This is a genomic window from Vibrio sp. R11-SG3-ISO9 (assembly GCF_059834255.1).
In genome coordinates this window covers 207644-225949 of record NZ_JCBDGU010000052.1, presented here as the reverse complement: position 1 = coordinate 225949, position 18306 = coordinate 207644, and the positions used below count along the sequence as shown (strand labels likewise).

General features: G+C 44.5%; 19 protein-coding genes. 11 read left to right on the top strand and 8 right to left on the bottom strand.

Annotation, left to right across the window (positions count from 1 at the left end; genetic code table 11):
• Positions 1-4 precede the first annotated feature (4 nt).
• Positions 5-874 (bottom strand): glycerol kinase, encoded by an 870-nt coding sequence (locus AC6R05_RS20160; protein ID WP_500648448.1) that lies wholly within the window; start codon positions 872-874, stop codon positions 5-7.
• 541 nt (positions 875-1415) lie between these two features.
• Here AC6R05_RS20160 and AC6R05_RS20155 point away from each other — a divergent pair.
• From AC6R05_RS20155 to AC6R05_RS20145, 3 genes are all read left to right on the top strand, one after another.
• Positions 1416-3308, top strand: a complete 1893-nt coding sequence (locus AC6R05_RS20155; protein ID WP_500648447.1) for a PTS mannitol transporter subunit IICBA — start codon at positions 1416-1418, stop codon at positions 3306-3308.
• 140 nt (positions 3309-3448) lie between these two features.
• Positions 3449-4597 carry a mannitol-1-phosphate 5-dehydrogenase gene (locus AC6R05_RS20150; RefSeq protein ID WP_500648446.1) on the top strand — a complete coding sequence of 383 codons (1149 nt, stop codon included), beginning with the start codon at positions 3449-3451 and terminating at the stop codon, positions 4595-4597.
• A 50-nt stretch (positions 4598-4647) separates the two neighbouring features.
• On the top strand, positions 4648-5184 hold the full coding sequence (locus AC6R05_RS20145) for an MltR family transcriptional regulator (RefSeq protein WP_191907534.1): 537 nt from the start codon (positions 4648-4650) through the stop codon (positions 5182-5184).
• 360 nt (positions 5185-5544) lie between these two features.
• Here AC6R05_RS20145 and nagB read toward each other — a convergent pair whose 3' ends face one another.
• Both nagB and AC6R05_RS20135 read right to left on the bottom strand, forming a co-directional pair.
• Positions 5545-6345 carry a glucosamine-6-phosphate deaminase gene (nagB, locus tag AC6R05_RS20140; RefSeq protein ID WP_032553615.1) on the bottom strand — a complete coding sequence of 267 codons (801 nt, stop codon included), beginning with the start codon at positions 6343-6345 and terminating at the stop codon, positions 5545-5547.
• Positions 6346-6808: 463 nt separating this feature from the next.
• Positions 6809-7162: a MaoP family protein gene (locus AC6R05_RS20135; RefSeq protein WP_032553614.1), complete on the bottom strand. Its 354-nt coding sequence runs from the start codon at positions 7160-7162 to the stop codon at positions 6809-6811.
• 156 nt (positions 7163-7318) lie between these two features.
• On the opposite strand from AC6R05_RS20135, the gene AC6R05_RS20130 reads away from it, so the two are divergent.
• Entirely contained in the window at positions 7319-8209 is an 891-nt protein-coding gene (locus AC6R05_RS20130; RefSeq protein ID WP_500648445.1) for a LysR family transcriptional regulator, read from the top strand.
• A 112-nt stretch (positions 8210-8321) separates the two neighbouring features.
• On the opposite strand, the gene AC6R05_RS20125 is transcribed toward AC6R05_RS20130, so the two are convergent.
• Positions 8322-8525, bottom strand: a complete 204-nt coding sequence (locus AC6R05_RS20125; protein ID WP_032553612.1) for a hypothetical protein — start codon at positions 8523-8525, stop codon at positions 8322-8324.
• Between the two features lie 230 nt (positions 8526-8755).
• On the opposite strand from AC6R05_RS20125, the gene AC6R05_RS20120 reads away from it, so the two are divergent.
• From AC6R05_RS20120 to AC6R05_RS20110, 3 genes are all read left to right on the top strand, one after another.
• Positions 8756-10147 (top strand): DNA-3-methyladenine glycosylase 2 family protein, encoded by a 1392-nt coding sequence (locus AC6R05_RS20120; protein WP_500648444.1) that lies wholly within the window; start codon positions 8756-8758, stop codon positions 10145-10147.
• 37 nt (positions 10148-10184) lie between these two features.
• Positions 10185-10670: a methylated-DNA--[protein]-cysteine S-methyltransferase gene (locus AC6R05_RS20115; RefSeq protein ID WP_152470084.1), complete on the top strand. Its 486-nt coding sequence runs from the start codon at positions 10185-10187 to the stop codon at positions 10668-10670.
• 89 nt (positions 10671-10759) lie between these two features.
• Entirely contained in the window at positions 10760-11131 is a 372-nt protein-coding gene (locus tag AC6R05_RS20110) for a hypothetical protein (RefSeq protein WP_500648443.1), read from the top strand.
• Between the two features lie 94 nt (positions 11132-11225).
• Here AC6R05_RS20110 and nhaD read toward each other — a convergent pair whose 3' ends face one another.
• Both nhaD and AC6R05_RS20100 read right to left on the bottom strand, forming a co-directional pair.
• A complete protein-coding gene (gene nhaD / locus AC6R05_RS20105) occupies positions 11226-12662 on the bottom strand; it encodes a sodium:proton antiporter NhaD (protein ID WP_500648442.1) in 1437 nt (478 codons plus the stop codon).
• Between the two features lie 166 nt (positions 12663-12828).
• The gene (locus AC6R05_RS20100) at positions 12829-12999 is read right to left on the bottom strand and encodes a hypothetical protein (RefSeq protein WP_285465375.1); all 171 of its coding nucleotides are present in this window, start codon (positions 12997-12999) and stop codon (positions 12829-12831) included.
• A gap of 530 nt (positions 13000-13529) precedes the next feature.
• Here AC6R05_RS20100 and AC6R05_RS20095 point away from each other — a divergent pair.
• From AC6R05_RS20095 to AC6R05_RS20080, 4 genes are all read left to right on the top strand, one after another.
• On the top strand, positions 13530-14267 hold the full coding sequence (locus AC6R05_RS20095; RefSeq protein ID WP_500648441.1) for a nucleoside recognition domain-containing protein: 738 nt from the start codon (positions 13530-13532) through the stop codon (positions 14265-14267).
• Positions 14267-14734 (top strand): YjiG family protein, encoded by a 468-nt coding sequence (locus tag AC6R05_RS20090; RefSeq protein ID WP_032553605.1) that lies wholly within the window; start codon positions 14267-14269, stop codon positions 14732-14734. The genes AC6R05_RS20095 and AC6R05_RS20090 overlap by 1 nt, the downstream gene beginning before the upstream one ends.
• A 693-nt stretch (positions 14735-15427) precedes the next feature.
• Positions 15428-15814, top strand: a complete 387-nt coding sequence (locus AC6R05_RS20085; RefSeq protein ID WP_500648440.1) for an MAPEG family protein — start codon at positions 15428-15430, stop codon at positions 15812-15814.
• A gap of 8 nt (positions 15815-15822) precedes the next feature.
• Positions 15823-16353, top strand: coding sequence for a DNA mismatch repair protein (locus tag AC6R05_RS20080; RefSeq protein WP_150868349.1), 531 nt, complete (start codon positions 15823-15825; stop codon positions 16351-16353).
• A gap of 42 nt (positions 16354-16395) precedes the next feature.
• On the opposite strand, the gene AC6R05_RS20075 is transcribed toward AC6R05_RS20080, so the two are convergent.
• The gene (locus AC6R05_RS20075) at positions 16396-17022 is read right to left on the bottom strand and encodes an START domain-containing protein (RefSeq protein ID WP_500648439.1); all 627 of its coding nucleotides are present in this window, start codon (positions 17020-17022) and stop codon (positions 16396-16398) included.
• Positions 17023-17161: 139 nt separating this feature from the next.
• Positions 17162-18019 carry a DUF2608 domain-containing protein gene (locus tag AC6R05_RS20070; protein ID WP_500648438.1) on the bottom strand — a complete coding sequence of 286 codons (858 nt, stop codon included), beginning with the start codon at positions 18017-18019 and terminating at the stop codon, positions 17162-17164.
• Positions 18020-18306: the final 287 nt, after the last annotated feature.

The window sequence follows — 18306 nt, the reverse complement described above, 5'->3', positions numbered from 1 at the left end:
CGACTTAATAGGCCTTAATGCCGAATTGTCGTAAAAGAGGAGGGAGCACACTGTCGAGGTTAGGAATATCTTCTGGGTAGATTTCTATTAGATCGAAGCCGTGCTCTTTATAGACTTTCTGTGTCGTTTCTTTTTGCGTGTTGTCTATGGCGCCTTTGTCACTACCCCAAAACTGGATATAGACCTTGCCCGAGGGTAAATAGAAATCACTGACGATTTCGGTTGCGATAGGTAGCGGGCGCTCATAAGCATGGACGACACCAGCCATATAAAGCCAGTTATCGATGATAAGTTCACCCTTTGAACGAACATAGTGCCCATCCAAGGTGCGATGCTTGGCTTCAAATTTTTGTCTAAAGCTAGAGAAAGAGACATCGGTTGAATGGCTTTCAGCATCTTTACCGAGAAACTCAACCACAGACTGTTTCAAGCGTTTGTTCTTCGCCACAATATCGTGCCAAACCACAAAGGCGTTATTGGTGGCCTTGTCCTCTCTCTGTTCTCCGCCAACCTTTAGTCCGGTATTGGTAATGTGCCATCCATCGTCTTCACGGCGAATCCAGCCCAACTCATTGAGGAGTAGATTAATCTTTTTGGCACTTAACTGGAGGGACTGGCCCAGCTGCGTCGCTGTTAGGGTAGTTCCTGCTGTAGAAGCGGTATCGATCAATAGGTTTTGTGGCCAAACGATAAATTGCCCAAACTTTGTGTGATCGACATATTCGCCCCCAAACGCTTCACCACGTTCGGTCAATACCCATTTATCTCCACCACGCACAATATAACCAGCACTCTTTAATTGGCTAAAAAGAGTTTTAGGTTCTAGGTCTTTCAGCTTGGCAAGCGCTGATGTTGATAGCTTATCTGATGTCATAAAGGGCACTCTTGTGAACCGTCGGAATCTGAAGTGTTTAGCAATCCTCTTTATATCATTAATTGTAAAGAAGGAGAGTAGGAGTTCTGGCGAACTGTGGCACTAAACTTCAATTAGCGTTCAAAGCTACCCATACGTCAATTGTGTAATTAAATTACATAAACAGCAGTTTAACTCACTTTGATGCATATAAAATGAACTTGGTATGCTGTGTTTTTAATCTCTGATCTATGCTTAATTGAGCTCTCTTAACTGAAGTGTGATCTTGATCGCTATTTATTTTTTATTGCTCGAGAATAAAGTGTGATCTATATCTCATGTTATTGATATTTATTCTCATTAATTTGGTGGTGTAATTTAGATTCAGCCTATTTTTGTGATCAAAGTCATCAGCGTTAACTCCTTGTTGTATTTTGAGTGTGATCTGAATCACCAAATTGGCGTCGACGTGCGTTTTAAAAATCTTGTGTTAGATTTTACTCAACTTTTGAGCACACACTTTCGGTCATTTGACCAACCAATACACTACGGGGTTCTACCTATGTTATCACCAGAAGCTAAGATCAAGGTTCAAAACTTTGGTCGATTCTTATCCAATATGGTAATGCCAAACATCGGCGCATTCATTGCGTGGGGTTTCATTACTGCACTATTCATTCCAACTGGTTGGCTCCCTAACGAAACGTTAGCGTCTATGGTTGGCCCGATGATCACTTACTTGCTGCCTCTACTTATCGGTTACACCGGTGGTAAAATGGTTGGCGGCGACCGTGGTGCGGTAGTAGGTGCTATCACAACAATGGGTGTTATCGTAGGTACGGACATTCCAATGTTCATGGGTGCGATGATTGTTGGTCCTCTTGGTGGTATCGCAATTAAGAAATTCGATGAAGCTGTTCACGGTAAAGTGAAAAGCGGCTTCGAAATGCTAGTGAACAACTTCTCTGCCGGTATCATCGGTATGATCTGTGCGATTATCGCTTTCCTAGCAATTGGTCCTGCAGTAAAAGTTCTTTCTGGCGGTCTAGCTGCTGGTGTTAACGCAATGGTTGAAGCTGGTGCACTTCCTCTAGCATCTATCTTCGTTGAGCCTGCGAAAATCCTATTCCTAAACAACGCAATCAACCACGGTATCTTCTCTCCGCTAGGTATTCAGCAGTCTGAAGAGCTTGGTCGTTCAATCTTCTTCCTAATCGAAGCGAACCCAGGTCCAGGTCTAGGTCTACTACTAGCTTACATGGTGTTTGGTAAAGGTAGCGCGAAGCAGTCTGCTGCGGGTGCATCTATCATCCACTTCCTAGGTGGTATCCACGAAATTTACTTCCCATACGTTCTAATGAACCCACGTCTAATCCTAGCGGTAATTGCAGGTGGTATGGCTGGTGTGTTCACTAACGTAATGTTCAGCTCGGGCCTAATCTCTCCAGCGTCTCCGGGTTCTATCTTTGCAATCCTACTGATGACACCAAAAGGTTCTTACATCGGTGTGATTCTATCGGTTATCGCAGCAACAGCAGTATCGTTCCTAGTTGCGTCAATTCTTCTAAAAACATCAGCACAAGATGACGACGAAGATTCACTAGAGAAAGCATCAGCACAAATGAAAGACATGAAAGCGTCTTCTAAAGGTGCAACAACAGGTGCAGACATCAACCTAGCAGACGTGAAAGCAGTATACGTAGCATGTGATGCGGGTATGGGTTCAAGTGCAATGGGTGCAGGTCTACTTCGTAAGAAAGTAGATGCAGCGGGCCTAGATATCACAGTAACCAACTACGCGATTAACAACCTGCCAGCTGATTCACAAATTGTAATTACGCACAAAGATCTAACGGACCGTGCACGTAAAACAATTCCAGGTGCAATGCACATGTCTCTAAGCAACTTCCTAGACGGTGCGGTTTACGACAACTTGGTAGCAGAGCTTGTTGAGGCACAAAGCGGTGACGCAAAAGCAGCACCTGCGGCAGCGCCAGCACAAGAAGAGTCAAAAGAAGAGGGTCTAGCACTAACTAGCGATGCAGTATTCCTTGGTCTTAAAGCGACAGACAAAAACCAAGCAATCAAGTTTGCCGGTGAGCAACTAGTAAAACTTGGCAACGTAGCACCTGAATATGTCGATGGCATGTTCGCTCGTGAGGAACTGGTTTCAACTTACCTAGGTGAGTCTATCGCAGTACCGCACGGCACGATTGAAGCAAAACAGCACGTACAAAAGACCGGCATCGTATTCTGTCAGTACCCTGAAGGTATTCAGTGGGGTGAAGACGAAGATGATATCGCGAAGATGGTAATCGGTATCGCGGCTCAAGGTGATGAGCACAACATGGTACTGATGGCTATCACGAATTCACTTGATGACGAAGAAGCAGTGGAACGCTTGCAGAACACCAACAACCCAGAGGATGTTCTGAAGATTCTAAACGGACAATAAGAAGCTTTAAGTCAAGCTCCTGAGTGAACCGAGGCCAGTCCCCCCTGGCCTCATTTTCCCAGTCTAGATAGCTCACGGTTTAGAAGTATGTTGTTGAACCGTCATCTATACAGATTACATAGTTAAAAGGTCTAAAAATTATGAAAGCGTTACATTTCGGTGCTGGTAATATCGGTCGTGGTTTCATTGGTAAGTTGCTTGCTGACGCAGGTCTTGAAGTCACGTTTGCAGACGTTAATGAGACTGTGGTTAATGCGCTAATCGAGCGTAAAGAGTACCCAGTTAAGATTGTTGGCGAAGAGTGTGTTGTGGAAGTAGTTAAGAACGTAACAGCAGTAAACTCAGCGACAGGCGCAGTGGTTGACTGTATCGCTGAGTCAGACCTAATCACAACGGCTGTTGGCCCTACTGTATTAAAGATCATCTCTAAGTCGATCGCACAGGGTATTGAGAAGCGTGCAGCTGCAGGTAACACTGCACCAATGAACATCATCGCGGCTGAGAACATGGTTCGTGGTACTAGCCAACTTAAGGCTGCAGTTCTTGAGCACCTATCTGATGAGATGAAGGCGTTCACTGAAGAGAACATCGGTTTCGTTGATTCAGCGGTAGACCGTATCGTACCGCCAGCAGAAGCAGGTGAAACAGATCCTCTAGCGGTAACTGTTGAAACGTTCAGCGAGTGGATCGTAGACGAGACTCAATTCAAAGGTGAGATTCCAAGCATCCCTGGTATGGAGTGCACGGACAATCTAATGGCGTTTGTTGAGCGTAAGCTATTCACGCTAAACACGGGTCACCTTGTTACGGCTTACCTTGGTGTACTTGCTGGTCTTGAGACAATTAAAGACTCTATCGAAAACGATGAGATCCGTGCGCAAGTAACAGCAACGATGGAAGAGAGCGGTGCGGTTCTAATCAAACGCTACGGCTTTGATCCAGAAGCTCACGCAGCTTACATCCAGAAGATTCTAGGTCGTTTTGCAAACCCATACCTTCGTGATGAAGTGGACCGTGTTGGCCGTCAACCAATCCGTAAACTGAGCCCACAAGATCGTCTAGTCAAACCACTGAACGGTACGCTAGAATACGGCTTACCAAATGAGAATTTGATTAAAGCGATTGCTGCGGCATTCCATTACAAGAACGAAGATGACCCTCAAGCGGTTGAACTTCAAGCAATGTTCGCAGAAAAAGGTTTTGCTGAGACATTAGCACATTATTCTGAGCTGAATATCGACTCAGAAGTTGTTAAACTAGCGGAACAAGCTTACCAAGCATTGAAATGATAAATCATCAAAGTGCCACTCCTGTGGCACTTTCTTATTACAGAGCCGTTATGCCGATACATCCTAGCCATGAAACAGAACTCCTAGAAGCACTAGCAGAGGCGACTACTGCCAATGCTTGTTTTATGGCGGCTTACGATGCTCTGGATGATACGGTCGATGCGGTTCTAAAAGGCATTTTCCAGAAAGATGACACAGCAGTGAAGTTTGTTGTCGAGCCTCTTCTTAATAGCGGAGGCCCGCTAGGCGAAATCATGGTTCGCGCGAAACTGCTGCTGGGTTTGGGTGTAATCAGCAAAGAAGTCTATGATGATCTGGAGATTTTTGTCACTTTGAAAGAGTGGGCGAAAATTCAAGGTGATGAGGTTTCCTTCACTGACCCTAATGTTCTGTTTGAGTTGAATAAAACCCATGCCATTCAAAAGATCATGCCGATTGAATACGATGCTGAAATGGTTGAGTCGATGTCGGGTCCGATGCTCGATATGTTCATGGGTCGCCATAATCAAAAAGTTCAGTCGACTATTGTTTTGGCGATTACGGATCTCATTAACACTCTTTGCCGCGATAACGCATTGATTGTTTAGTCACATTCTGCATTTCAGCTGTCTATTTTCTGTGTTTTAACTAACTTCCTTCTTAGTTTCAACTACCTAATTGCACTGCTTTCCCTTTCTTTAAGTATTAGCCTTTGAGTGTAGTCAGCTCGGCTTAGATCAACCTTCCCCTATGGGTTGCCAGCTTGAGTTAGGGAAAGCTCGCTTTCTTCATTATCTCTCTGTTTTAGAACTTCTTTTCCTTTTGACTACCGTATTCGACGTTCGCAAATTTGTTCCCCGCTATTGTCATGAAGGCCAGTATTTGAGTTATCGATAGGCGTTACTTAGTGAAATAGCAGGCACAAAAAAAGCCACCGAAGTGGCTTTTTATTTCAACAAGACCTCAGATTATAGGTCTTGGATGTTCTCAGCTTCTAGCTCTTGGAAGTAGCGTAGAGTCTTAACTTTTAGCTCTTGTTGAGCTGGCTCATCAGCAACGATGATAGCTTTACGGTGCATTTGTAGCGCTGTAACAGTCCACATGTGGTTTACAGAACCTTCGATAGCAACTTGTAGAGCTTGTGCTTTGTTGTGACCCATAGTCAGGATCATTACTTCTTCAGCGTCTAGTAGAGTCGCAACACCGATAGTTAGTGCGTATTTTGGCACTTGGTTGATGTCGTTGTCGAAGAAGCGAGAGTTCGCGATGCGAGTCTCTTCAGTTAGCGTCTTGATACGAGTACGAGAAGCTAGAGAAGAACCTGGTTCGTTGAATGCGATGTGACCGTCGATGCCGATGCCGCCCATGAACAGGTTGATTTTACCGTAAGAACGGATTTTTTCTTCGTAAGCTGCACAGTGAGCGTCGATGTCTTCTGCTTGGCCGTCTAGTAGGTTGATGTTCTCTTCTTGAATATCAACGTGGTTGAAGAAGTTTGTGTACATGAAAGTACGGTAAGACTCAGGGTGGTTAGGATCGATACCTACGTACTCATCCATGTTGAAAGTAACAACGTTTTTAAAGCTAACTTCACCCGCGTTGTATAGCGCGATTAGCTCTTTGTAAGTCGTTAGTGGTGTGCCACCAGTAGGTAGACCAAGAACGAATGGACGATCAGCTGTTGGGTTGAATGCTTTGATTGCGTCAACGATATGACGAGCTGCCCATTTACCTACTTGTGCCGCGTTGTTTAAAGGAATAAGTCTCATTTTTGTAGCCCCTAAGATAAATAATTTATAGTGTGCTGAAACATTAATTCGCATTATAAAATAAGTGATCTGTTTCTGCCATTGTTTTAGGTCAAATTTTTAGTTTTTTAATGATATCTGTGACAGTAAGTCTCAAAATTGCACAATATGTATAGGGATATTTATCTTCGTTAAACAAGCTTCATCTGCTTGTCATAAAAGGAATTTTTGATGGGCTGTGAGCTGTGAATTAGTGTATGGCTGGAGATATGAAAACGGTAAATTTTTTTGGATTGAAAATGGCGTAAATGGGTAGTGGAGCTTGAATGGAAAGCGTCGATGTGCAAAAGCCTGACAGCGAGCTTAATAACGCTATCATTATGAAATTTATAAAAATATTGTAAAGGTAGCCTTATTCGCTACACTTGTAGAAGGTGTGTTAGGAAGTAAGCTCAAGGCGCAAAAACACCTTGAGCTCAGAAGATTAATCTTCCAACACTAACTCGCTGTCGTACTCTTCTCTTGGCACTTCGCCACGTTTGCAGCCATTAAGAGTGTGGAAGCGACGACGCCCGCGAGCAAGCTGGATGTATTTCAACCAAACACGCTCTAACTTAGACTTCGCCTTGTGAGGGTGCGATAACACTTTCACAAAGTGTTTTTCTTCAGCATTGATCGGTGCAAGTTCACCGGATTCAAGTGCTAGCATGGTATCACCAAACAAGGTTAGGATTTCTTCTTCGACAAGAGTAAAATCACCTGACTTAGCAAACCCTCTTGGGAATTTATTGGTGTCATAAAAACGTTTTTTTCCGTGTCGGAATTCGGTCTCAGACATAACAGCCTCAGTAATGTGGTTGGATTGAAATTAGTGTTTTTGTTGCTCACGCGAAAATATTGTTAAAAGGCAAAAATGGAAAACAAAACGTTTTTGCCCTTACGATAAACAATCCTAGATCTGCTAGTTAGCAGATTTATTACAGAGATGTATTTGATGGATGTGAAAGTATTTAGAACCTTTCTAGAGGTTGCAAGGGTGCGCCATTTCGGTCGTGCCGCTGAAAACTTGTATTTAACTCAAGCGGCCGTGAGTGCCCGTATCAAGCAGCTTGAAGGCTATTTTGATACTCAGCTTTTTATACGCGATCGCAACAATATTAAGCTGACCTCCTCTGGCGAGCGTTTAATTGGTTATGCAGAAGTGATGGTCTCAACCCTTCAACAGGCTAAGTTTGAGCTCTCGTTGGAAAGTGGTAAGGCGCTGCAATTAACCTTGGGCGGTACACCAAATATCTGGGATGCGTATTTACAGAACTGTTTGAGTGTAGTGACAGACTCTTTTGGTGGTTACGGCTTCATGGCTGAAGTAATGGGTCGTGAACAACTTAACCGCAATCTGCTAGAGCGCACGCTGGATATGGCTTTCGCTTTTGATCAGATTAAAGCTGAGGAGCTGAACTGCAAAAAGGTCGCGGATTTGGTTCTAGTCTTGGTGTCGACCGAGCCCGATGATCTTGAGAGCGTATTCCAAAACAAATATGTGTATGTTGATTGGGGCACTCGTTTTGGTTCAGAGCATGCTGAGCGTCATCCAAAAGTTCCCGCTCCTTACTTGCGCACGTCAACAGCGCGTATTGCTTTAGATTTTATTCTCGAAAAAGGCGGCAGTGCTTATTTGCCAGTATCTTTGGTTGAGCCGTTCATTGAATCAGGGCTGCTACATAAAGTGAAAGGTGTAGAAGACTGGTATCGTCCTATTTACTTGAGCTACCGCAAATCGAGCTCCTCTGTGGATGCAATCATGCAGGTGGAAGAGTTGGTGAAAGAGATTGATCCATCGACAGCTTACACATTGCAGCAAGCAGCAGACACTACACCTGAGTAACCATTGTTGATTGGTGAAAGCGAACACCACGCTACATATGAAGAAATAATGGCTCCCGATTGGGAGCCATTATAGTTTTAAGCCAGCGAAGGCGAGTGACACATGTGAGATGTCATAAATTCATTAAGTTCTCAATGGACTCTTCTAACGAGTGAGACATGTAAGAGTGGATTTGATGACCGTCAGTGGCGTCGATCTCAATCATTGAGATGCCGCTCTGGGAAGTATCTTCGAGAAAGCCAAGAGACTGTTCGACAGACTGACAGGTGAGAACTTGCTTGTTCTTGAGAACAATGCGACAGGTGTGCAGATCCATAGCCAATTATTCCTTTTTATTCAGCCAGCCTCGGCATCTTAAGCGCCAAGTGACAGCTGTGACGTTGCGAGAGAAACCTTTCTTTCCTTTTAAGGGTAGTTGAACTATGTGAAAAGCAAATTAAAAAATTCAATTTATTGCATATTCAGTTCCGGAAATGGCTAGCGTTCGCTCCGCTTGGCGGTACACTTTAATTCATCACTTGACGTTATAGGTTTAAAGGTAGGTATATGGAAGGCAAGATTCATCAATACAGCGATCTCAGCAGTGCTCAGTGTCAACAAGCGCGCTTAGCTAGAGACGCTCGTTTTGATGGTCTGTTTTTTATTGCGGTGAAAACAACGGGTATATTCTGTCGCCCTATCTGCCCAGCTTCACCACCGAAAGAGCAAAACGTTGAGTATTTCTCGAACCAAGCACAAGCATTGCAAGCGGGTTATCGCCCTTGTTTACGTTGCCGTCCCGATAGTGCCCCTTTTTCACCAGCATGGAAGGGCGTTGAGACCACTTTTCTGCGAGCGCAAAAGCTGATTGAAGAGGGCGGTTTAGCAGAGGGGAGCAGTGCGGCACTTTGTGCTCGCTTGGGTATCTCCGATCGCTATCTACGTAGCTTGTTTAGTAAGTACATGGGCGTGTCGCCTAAGCAGTATGCGATCTATAACCAGCTTATGTTCGCGAAGCAGCTACTTCACAACAGTCAAATGAGCATTACTGATATCGGGTTTGCTTGCGGGTTTAATAGCACGCGCCGTTTCAATGATGCCTTTGTTAAGGTTATGAAGTTGTCGCCATCGCAGATCCGAAAGTCTGGATCTGACAATGCGACGACCAACACTGTGCGCTTGCCTATTAAGGGCTCGATTAATTGGTCTCATATGCTGAACTTTTATCGCAAACGTATGATTGAGGGTGTTGAAGAAGTTGGTGAAAATTATTATCAACGCACAGTGACCATCAATGGAGCCACTGGTTGGTTTCGTATTCACTGCGTTAAAAATAGTAAGCAAACAGGCAGTGTGTTGGAAGTGGAGTTTGAGCTTAGCCAGATGAATCAGCTGCGCAATCTGATCCGCCAGATCCGTCGTATGTTTGATCTCGATGTCGACATTAATCGCGTTGAAGCGCACCTAGATAATGTAGATTCTACTCTAATTAAAGAACCCGGCATTCGCATTCCAGGTGTATGGTCGCCTTGGGAAGCGGGTGTGCGTGCGATTTTAGGTCAGCAGGTTTCGGTTAAAGCCGCTATCGGTCAGTTGAATTTATTGGCTACGCAGCTATCACCGAAAGAAGGAACTCTCTACTTTCCAACCCCTGAACAAGTGTCGCAGGCTGACATCAGTTTTCTAAGAGTGCCGCAGAGCCGCAAGGACACCTTGCACCGATTTGCGGCTTATATGGTTGAAAACCAGCATCAACACCCAAGTAAATGGCTTGATCTGAAAGGGATTGGACCGTGGACTGTGCAATATGCATTGTTGAGAGGGTTGAGCGAACCGGATCACCTGCTCACTGGCGATTTGATCGTGAAGAAATTTATTGATCAACACGCTAATATCACAGCGAACAAAGTCTCACCATGGGGCAGCTATGCGACATTCCATTGCTGGAGCCATTTCTAAACATTGCGGTTTAGTACTGAGACGAGGATAAATGACAATGATTAAACGATTTACTTACTACACTAGTCCGCTGGGGATTGTGACGATACAAGGCTGCGATGATGGGTTATTGGGTGTTTGGTTTGAAACTCATACCACTAAGCCAGAAGAGCTTGGCTTACAAGATGATGCGTTCCCGCTGTTTACAGAAACTAAACGCCAACTCGATGACTATTTTTCTGGAAAACTGAACCATTTCTCAATACCTGTCGCGGCTGAGGGGACGCCATTTCAGCAGTCGGTTTGGCAAGCGTTAATGCGTATTCCTTTTGGTGAAACATGGAGTTACCAGCAGCTTGCTGATGAGATTGGTAATCCAAAAGCGGTTAGAGCTGTGGGTTTGGCTAACGGAAAAAATCCGGTTTCCATCATAGTACCGTGTCATCGTGTGATCGGTAAAAACGGCAAACTAACAGGCTATGCTGGTGGTGTTGAGAGAAAGTCAGCGCTGCTGAAATTAGAAGGTAATCTATCAATAAGTTGAATAAATGCTCTTATTGTTTTCTGGTGTTTCTATAATTCCGTGCTTATCATTTACAAATTACGGAAGAAATATAAAAGCAGAAAACCTCTATGAACCGACAAATGATTACGGCGATTGGGTGTAGCAGCGTTTTATTGACTGGGTGTTTGAGCGAAACAACGAAACCATTTGAGGTCCCTCAATTGGTCCTTTTCAGCGGTATGTACGAAAACCCAGAGAACGAGAGCTATTTGATCTTTGAATCGGGTAAAGTGCGCTACCAAACCATGGATACTAGCGTCACACGCGACTACAGCGTAGATGACGACTTGATAAGCATCGAACTGAACTCAGCGAGCAGCAAAACGGGCCCTGGCTTGGTGATGCGTATTCACAATGATGGAAAAAAACTGACTTGTAACGGTTGTCCAGGCATGCAGCTGAGCAACGTTTGGACACGCGTTCCTGAGTCAAAACAATAATCCGCCGAGTAGCCATTGAACTCACTCGGCGGTCATTTCTATTTCACGCGCTTTACTCCATTTTGGCCCTGCCAATAACAGATCACTTTGGGTGTCAAAATAGGCTTGAGTTCATCGCGAGATGTACGGCAATACTCAGTGCATAACCAATTGCGATAACAGGCATCCACTTAAGATGACCAAAGAAGGTGTACTTGCCGTGTGCTGCGCCCATCAACGCCACACCTGCGGCGCTACCAATTGAAAGCAAGCTCCCTCCAACCCCTGCCGTTAATGTAATGAGAAGCCAGTTACCGATCGACATGCTCGGCTCCATAGAGAGCACTGCAAACATCACCGGAATGTTATCGACAATCGCAGACAGCACTCCCACCATAATATTGGCCCAAATTGGGTTCCATTGGCTGTACATGACGCCAGACGCTAATTCTAAGTATCCGAGTAGGCTCAGGCCGCCAACACACATTACAACGCCATAGAAGAATAGCAGGGTGTCCCACTCGGCGTGTGAAACACGTCGGAATACATCAAAGGGGACCACTGAACCTAAACGCTTGAGTGCCGCTTCGTCGTGGTTAGCAATCGCAATTGCTTTCTTCTTGGCTAACGATTTAGGTAGGGTTTTGCGTAGGAAAAAGCCAAAGAACTGTAGGTATGCTAATCCCATCATCATGCCGATCACTGGTGGGAAGTGAATCACAGCGTGGAAAGCCACTGCGGTCGCTATGGTCATGATGAATAGGAATACAATTCGTTTGGCACCGCGTTTAAGCTCCACGTGCTGGTGAACGGTGTCTGGCTGTGTGGTCGGAACAAAGTAAGACATGATCAACGCTGGCGCGAGATAGTTGACCGCCGACGGAATGAACAGCGGCATAAACTCGGAGAAGCTCACGTAGCCCGCTTGCCAAACCATGAGTGTCGTAATGTCACCAAATGGGCTAAATGCGCCGCCCGCATTAGCTGCAATGACGATATTAACGCAGGCGAGGTTAACAAACTTCGGATTCGAACCTGCGACTTTAAGCACCACGGCACACATCAGTAACGCCGTGGTTAGGTTGTCGGCAATCGGAGAGATGAAGAACGACAGAATGCCCGTAAGCCAAAACAGTGAACGGTAGTTGAACCCTTTACCCACCATCCAAGCCTGCAGCGCATCAAATAGGCGACGCTCTTCCATGGCGCTGATATAAGTCATGGCCACCAATAAGAACAGTAGTAATTCGGCATATTCCAACAGGTTGTGCTCTAGTGCTTGCTGAGCCACTTCGATTTGTTGGTAATTTTGATAGGTTAAGCCAATCGCAATCCAGATAAGACCAGCCGCGAGCAGGACCGGTTTAGACTTTCTCAATTGAAGGTATTCTTCCATCATTACAAATACATAAGCGATGGCGAAGATGGCAAGACACAGATAGCCGATGGAAGATTGCGTGAGGTTGAGCGAATGAGCCGCGCCTACCTCACTGGCAAAAGATAAAGAGGGAAGAATCGCCAAGAAAAAGGCGAAAATCTTTGTGCCTGCCATAATTTACGCTCCATGTAATTAGCTGAATCAGTACGCGTAAAAGCGTAGACCCAATTATTCGAGCGTAGTGTGATAGAACTCTTACTAATTCAATTGGTTAATGTTTGAAGTCATAAAAAGAAAAAGCTCTATCAACGATGGTTGATAGAGCTTGATCTTAATCGCCCTAAGCAGCGCTACATTCAAAGATAACGGCTTGGTCGACGGCACACACTTCTACTGGCCAGCCGTAAGACTGGTATTCTAGTGCAAGTTTGTCAGCAACAACGCGTGAAACGGTCGCACTGATCCACATGCCTTTGCCCATTACTTGGTACTTTAATGTTCTCATTTCCATAACAACCACTGCTCTCTTTCCTTCCGATTGGCTGATCGCAGTCTATAGCAGCTATCAAGGCCGAAATTTCGCATTCAGCTCAGATCTTTTCTATTAAAGCTCAGGTTTTGCTGTGCCTGATTTACCTAATTATCAGTATGAAATACTGTTGATTTTTGAACTAATATCACTAACTAAGTGACTGTATTTAATAACAAAGATAAATAGGGTGAAAATAAGCGTAAGAGATCTCTCACATCACTTTCAGAGATAATTAGAATGGGATGTTATATATTTTGAGGGATTGATATTTTTAGTGGGTGAATGTTGAGTTTTTGCGTTTTTACAAGGATTGGTTTTGTACTCTAAATATTAAATTATTAATGGTTCTAATGTCTATATTTAAAGCTTAATCACAGTTCCAAATGTTGCCTGGTTTGTGATTGGTAATATTATCGACTAATTGATTTTGGTCATTAATCTCTACTGCATAAGTTTGCACTATCTATACGTGTTCTGTTCCACATAAAACAAGATGTATAGAGGCGATTATGACTAATCCTGTTCAAACCGATCGCAAAGTGACGATTGGTTGTTATATAGCTCTCGCATTCGCGATAGTGTTCTTTTCCGGGCTGCTTAAATCTAACGAGTGGTATGGTGTTTTTGATTTTACTACTCTAAACGGTTCATTCGGCAAGGTCGCTTATGATGTTAGCGAGACGGCTGATGGCGTTCAAGCCGCGACGGCTTCCTTGCGAGGTAAAGGCGGTAGCGGCGCGCGTGATGGCTTCATTTTTGCGTTAACTTTGATTCCTACCGTGATGTTCGCGCTAGGGATGATCAATGTTCTGGAACATTACGGCGCGTTAGATGCTGCACGTAAACTGTTAACGCCTTTGTTGCGTCCATTGATGGGCATTCCGGGTAACTCAGGCTTGGCGCTCATCGCGTCTTTACAAAGTACCGATGCCGGGGCGGCTATGACAAGGCAGCTCAAAGACGAAGGGCATCTGACCAAGCGTGAAACTGATGTCTTTACCATGTTCCAATTCACGGCGGGAGCTGCCATTGTGAACTTCTTCTCCTCTGGCGCCGTGCTCTTTACCCTAACCACTATCGATGGCTCACTTGCGGTCTCATCTTCTATCGGTCTTGCCGTTGCGGTGATGTTTGTCTTCAAGTTTGTCGGTGCCAACCTATTCCGTATTTATCTGAACATCACAGAAGGTAAAGAAGATAAATCGGACTCAAGTAAAAAACAGAATATGACTGAGGAGGCAGCGTAATGAGCGAAGTAAAAGCAAAGAAACCTATGGTGACGGATATTTTCGTTGAAGGCGCTAAAAAAGGCTGGGTGATCGCGACCACTTCGACGTTACCAAACGTGTTAATGGCGTTTGTAATTATCAAAGCGTTGCAAATCACTGGTGCACTCGATCTGATGGGCAGTGTGTTCGCCCCTATCATGGCTGTGTTCGGCCTGCCGGGTGAAGCCGCTGCAGTACTCATCGGAGCTTGGATGTCGATGGGTGGCGCTGTAGGCGTTGTGATTACCCTATTTGACCAAGGCATCTTAAATGGTACCCATATCGCGATCTTAGCCCCTGCGATCTACCTAATGGGCTCTCAGGTGCAGTACATGGGACGTATCATGGGTCCTATCGGTACTGAAGGGCGTTACATTCCAGTGATGATTGCTATCTCGGTGCTGAATGCGTTTGGTGCGATGTTAGTGATGAATGTGCTTTTATAGCCACTTCATTGTTAGAGGCTGAAAGAGATTATCGACGGTTGAACACGATAAATAACGAAGTGCGACAGTGGCGATGTTGCTTTGGTTTCTAAGATTCTGGTTTCTAAGATATTGCTCTGGTCTCTAAAAAGATAAACCCCGCTTGGCTTTCACCAAACGGGGTCTGTTCTTTTTCGTAGCCGTCCTGCTACCAACGTTGTTTCTTATTTATATTTAAATAAGGTAACGTATGCTCCCTGCATCGTTCCTTGACTTGGTTAACTCCATTAACCTATCCAATTCATCGCCTTCCTAGCGGTGTCCTTGACCTTATCATCCTGATAAGCAACTCTTCCTAGAGTACAACTTCCTTGCTGATAACCCTTCCTGTGTTATCAAATCTTCTTCCTGAAGATACCTAATCCGTTAGGCTTTTTCCTGTTCCTGCCAACTCCCTGTCGACAACTTAATTAAACACCCTAGTGACTTCACTCGCAATGGAGGAAATTTATAATTTAGCTCAATAAATAGAAAGAATTGTGCGCTGATCATTAGAAAACAATAAGTTGAGTTTGTTTTTTGAGTATATTCTGCGAAGCTTATTTGAGATCTCTCACAGCAGTTGTGAGAGATCTCTTACAAACTGACGAGCAAGCTTGATACCTCTCTAAGTTGCTCATTATCTATTGTTATCGCTTAGAAAAAGGAAACACCATGGTTACAGCGTTATACGCCTCTTTACTCGCCCTTATTATGCTTTGGTTAGCCATTGAAGTGATCAAGCAGAGAAGAAAGAATCAGGTCGCCCATGCAGATGGTGGTGTTGAATCGCTGCAAATCGCTCGCTCTGCGCAGAGTAACGCGATGGACTATATCCCGATAACTGTGACTCTACTGGCATTGTTAGAGTTCAATGGTGCCAATGTGTGGTTGATTCATATTATCGGCATCGCTTTTATCGCCGGTCGTATTATTCACGGTAAAAGTATTCTGGCGCGTAGTCTAAAAGGCAGAAAGCGAGGCATGTATTTAACCTTTGGCAGCATGGTGTCTCTGGTTGTCCTAAACTTGATTTATCTTCCATTTGATAAACTTATGTAAGGATTGCCATGGCGTTACGCCTACCTCCACCATGGATGATTGTTTTAACTGGCTTGGTGCTCAATATTCTGGCCATTGTGGTGTCGAGTCTAGTACTCGACAAAATGGTGGTTGAGCAGGCCCAATATCGTGAGCGTCAGCAGGGTAACATCTACTCTATTCAGCTGGCATGGAACACCATAGAGACTTTAGAACGTAAGCGCGAATCCATGCTGTTACACATGGACATCAGCACCTCATCCAACTCTGCGGTCACACCTGAGTTGGAGGAAGCGATGCGAGGTCAGCTAGGTGTGTGGGTCAGTGGGGATGTTCCTGAGATCACCGTCGAAAACCTTTCTGAGATCATGATGATGATTAATCAAGCTCAGCAATCTCAACGAACGCGCATTGACGATTTCTATCTTGATAATCTAACCCTATCTGAGCTTCTTCAGGCCCTCGAAGAGCAAATGACGTTATATAAAAACATCGCCCTTTTTCTGCAGATCTTTGGCTTGGCTTTGATTCTTGCTCGCGACTTGGCGAGGCGTAATTAAAGCAGTGGCTGGTAAATTCTCTGACGAATGAAAAACAACACTCTATTGGCTCAAATTGGGGTGCTGTTTCCCTTGGTACTTTGGTAACTGATTTTTGAGTTTTTGAAAGGTGCTAAAGGCGTTGTTCGCCGACAAGCGATTCATTAGCCAATCAGGCAGTATCCCACCTGCGTTTGCATAGGCGGTGTAGTTGATGTGTGTGAAACCGTTAGTGAGTGGCTGCAGAGTCCAGATAGCATCCACATCGCGAATACGAATATACCCAGATTCGTTTGCAAGGTAGTTCGACGCGTCTTTGATAGTCAGGGTAAATTGACCCTCTTCCACTTCGTATTTGGAGTAGGTAACCATGTCTCTGTCACGGGCTGGCCAAGGGGCTTTGAATTGCGTATAGACAATGTTTTCGTTAGAAGAGATCTGCATCAGCACTTCACTGTGCGATACATTATCGATCCAGTTGGGTACATTGTCGCTGTCTTCAAGTAATAACAAAAATCCGGAGTAGCTGGTTTCGACTTGCATTTGAGCTCGGACTTCTACCAAGCCATTGCCGTGGTCGCGTTTATGTATTGTTATACCATCTTCACTTTTGACAAAAGTCCAAGGTGTAGCAAAAGCTAGCGTTGAATAGGTGAAAAGGCCAACGGCAATGCTCCGAAGTAGTATCATTCTTCTTCCTGAAAAACAGAGACTTATTAAGGAAGAGTATAGGATAAACTTGGCTGGAATCGCGAGGCTTTGATGGTAGCAGATAAAGAAAAAGGTCGTGGAGCTCCGCGCCCCACGACCCTAAATGTAGCGGTCTAGATTATTGCCCCAAACACGCTTCCCCAAGTCGAGCTGGGGCAATTTTATCAAGAACTACATTTAATTCTTTCCAATCACTGGCCATTTTGTCTGCCTGCTCTTGAGTCAGAACAGAGCCATACTGTTTCATACGATCGTGTTCCACTTTGGTGTAGTGGAAGATTGTCATATCGACAGAAGCATCATCTTTATAGGCTTTTTCCATATTGACGATGTTCTTTTTGCTGTCATCGATAAAGACAATACTGCTAAAGCTTTGGTCTGTCTTGTCTAGGATGTACTCCAGCATCGTGCCTTTGTTCATACCTGTCGTCATCATGATGCCGTTGATGTAGCTCAGAGGACGTTTTGGATTATCGATATAGATAGGCAGTTCGTCAGAGCCTTTCTCTTTCAATGCAGTACGTGTCATGTCGTATTGAGCACGAGCCATTTCACGTTCCGTTGCATAGCGGTAATTTGGTGAGCGTGATGTCAGTGCCATCACAGTCAGACCTTTGTCTTGCCAACCTTTTACGGTTGCAGGTGCGTCGTTTTCAATGATTTTCATTGGAACTAGTTCGTAAAGTAGACCGATAGAGTCTTCAAATAGACAGCCTACTTTGTCTTCCGCTGACGGTTTTACGTCTAACTTGCCGCGTTGCCATTGGTACCAAATGTCACCACCGATATCGCTTGTCGATGTAAGAAGCGTGTTGTCGATATCGATAACGATCAGCGGGCTTTCACCTTTCGCCGTCAGTTGACTGACTTTCTCTGCGACATCCTGGAATTTGTCTGTTTCTTTTACAGTAACGTCTGCATAAGCGTTACCAGCAATAGAGAGCGCACACAGAGCAGCGAGTTGTTTTAGTTTCATTATGTTTTCCTTTAACTCTAGTTCCCTTCCGAAAGGCACCACTGATAGCCTTAAATGTTCCGGAAGTTGTGAAATGTTATAACATAACAATCACGAATCACTTCAGTATCAACAATTTTTGCAGTAAAAAACGTTGGTTCGATCACATTGGGATGGTTAGAAGGAAGGAAAGCAGTGTTTTAAGTGCGCAAGCAATTAACCAATAGGAATGGTGAACAAGTTCCAATGTTGTTTTGGTTCAGAGAATAGAACTGATTCTTATTTTAACTGGATATTGAAGCAACAAC